Below are 2,246 nucleotides of genomic sequence, written 5' to 3' on the forward strand. Positions count from 1 at the left end.
ACGACTTGCTTACAGGCAACATTGCGGCAAGCTCACGAAAGAGGGCTATTCAGAAGTCGCTCCAGTCCATCCCACATGCTTTTCACGGGATCTCGTTTCCTGGGGTCAATAAGGTTGAGCTCTTCGACGGTATGGTTCATTTTGCCGAAGTTGCAAGGCGCACAGGTCAGCACGGTATTCTCGAGGCTATTGTCACCACCGCGAGCATGGGCCAGAACGTGATCGTATTGAGCCCAAAGGGCTTGAAAGGCCGCATGCTGGCCAGCGTTGGTTTTCCCCCAAGGCAAGGCGTCTGGGTAGTTTTTTGCCAGCACACTACGTATTTCCGCTCGTATTACAGGTACACCACAGAACCTGCAGTGAAAACCGTCGCGCAGATGAACCATTTTCTTCTCGGCCACACTCGGCATCCTGACCGGGATTCGGTTGTTCTTGAGCAGCTTTGGTGGCGCTTCCCGGAACCGTTCGCGCTTTAACATACTGGCTGGCTTTTCCCCATAATGACTCTGTCCATTCCCGGACCTCATCCATGTTGGCAGCGCGGATCAGATATTCGGCAAGCTCAGTATTTTTCGCCAGGTGAGCAGAGACTGCAGCGTCAAGGTATCGGGCTGCATCCAGCACTTGAGGCACGGGGTTTCTGAAGCAGAGCCGGGGCATCTCATCAGTAACACAGTCTGTGCTTTGCATTGCAGTTCTTCTTCTGCTCCTGCTCTTTATCATAGGGTGTGGAGATTACGGTGTCGGGCTTGTTGCATGACCGATATCCTGCATTCCAGCCTTCGGAGTAAGCGTTTTGGAGCCCCACCAGGGCGTCATTGTCTCGGTCACTGAAACTTCCGTTTTTACGCTTGATCTCGCAGCCTGCATTGAAGCCCCGGTTGTAGGGGGTATCAGGTTTGGGTTTGAGCAGGCTGCAGCCTGCAAGGGTGAGTCCGAAACATAGTGCGAGGAGCAGTGGATACGGCAATCGCATTCTTCTATCCCGGGTTTTCCGTCAAATAGCTTGGCAAGCAAGCTATTTGAGCGCTTTTATGTCCAAATGGCCAGTGGCGCAGGAACGTGTCTGGATAGCGAACGCAGTCGTTTTCACACAGCCTCTTCAGGCACCCGCCATCCACCTTGCCAGGCCATGTCGCCCACTGATGCCCAGCTTCACGGTGGCGCGTTTGAGATAGGTTTCCACCGAACTGGCCTTGACTCGCAGTCGCTGTGCCATTTCCGGCACGGTGCCGCCGGTCAGCAGGCCCAGGCAGACTTCCTGCTCGCGTGCTGACAGGTTGATCGCATCCTGTGCAAGTCGGCCGCTGAAGGCCTGGTGCATGGATGCGGCTTCTGCTTCTTGCTCGGGTTCGATGCGTGCCGTGCTTGCTCCACGGACGACTGGCTGGGCGAGGAGTTGGCTATGATGCTCGACCAGTGGCAACAGGGTTTCCGAAAGGCTCTTGAGCAGCGAAAGCTCGGACAGGGAAAACGGTCGCAAGGTTGGCAGGCGATAGAAGCAGATCACCCAGCGCTGATCGCCATTGCTTGAGACCAGGTTGCACTGGTGGGTGATGTTCTGTGGGTTCTGTTTGTTCGAGGGCACCTTGAGCTGGATAAGCAAGGGTGCCTCCATCTTCAGGATGCTTTGCAGGAGTGGGTGGTGTCGGCTATCGGTTACAGGAAAATCATGTTGCAGGCCTGCATTGCCGAGACGGTTGATCTGGCTGATGCTTTGCTGCGGCGCGTTCAGGGTCCATTCGCAGAGATCGAGTCCGTGAATGGGCACCAAGGCATCGACAAGCTGTAGCATCTGCCTGGCAAAGGCACTGTTGCCGGTGCTGGAAATCAGTTGACCCAGTTGCTGATAAAAACGCGGGTCATGGTTGTGCTCATGACTGGTTGTCAGTTTCATACTTCTATCTTCCCTGATTCTGACTGTACTAAGGGTGTTCCAGTGGCCGACACCTTATGTTGACGCCTGAATAATGACGCTGGTAATGCTGGTATTCAACCCAAGGCGCTGTTTTGTGTCTGTAGTGGAAAACCGGGACAAGCCAATTAATAGCTGTGAACTTTATTTTACAAGGGCGGTCATTGCATTTTGTGACGAGCGGTCGAGGCTACTACTTTATAGGGCTGAAACGGCTGTCAAGGTTTTTTTGTATGGTGGCTCTAGGCCATTGTAGGGGTTTTTGGGGACATACAGGTTCGGCAGGGCGGTGCTTGAATCCGCGGCTTAACTGCCTGGAAGGACCTGGACC

Annotated in this window: 2 protein-coding genes; both read right to left on the reverse strand. The window is 54.3% G+C overall.

Annotated elements, in window-relative coordinates; genetic code table 11:
• Nucleotides 1-32: 32 nt before the first annotated feature.
• Complete coding sequence (locus tag JL015_RS01065; protein WP_201017065.1) at nucleotides 33-479, reverse strand: HNH endonuclease; 447 nt, start codon at nucleotides 477-479, stop codon at nucleotides 33-35.
• A gap of 623 nt (nucleotides 480-1,102) precedes the next feature.
• Nucleotides 1,103-1,897: a helix-turn-helix transcriptional regulator gene (locus tag JL015_RS01070; protein WP_201017066.1), complete on the reverse strand. Its 795-nt coding sequence runs from the start codon at nucleotides 1,895-1,897 to the stop codon at nucleotides 1,103-1,105.
• Nucleotides 1,898-2,246: the final 349 nt, after the last annotated feature.

The organism is Pseudomonas cichorii, assembly GCF_015471405.1.
Taxonomy (GTDB): domain Bacteria; phylum Pseudomonadota; class Gammaproteobacteria; order Pseudomonadales; family Pseudomonadaceae; genus Aquipseudomonas; species Aquipseudomonas serbiensis.

Bases quoted from the DNA above. Each gene is read 5' to 3' on its own strand.
- JL015_RS01065 (WP_201017065.1), bottom strand. From the start codon at position 479: ATGTTAAAGCGCGAACGGTTCCGGGAAGCGCCACCAAAGCTGCTCAAG.
- JL015_RS01070 (WP_201017066.1), bottom strand. From the start codon at position 1,897: ATGAAACTGACAACCAGTCATGAGCACAACCATGACCCGCGTTTTTAT.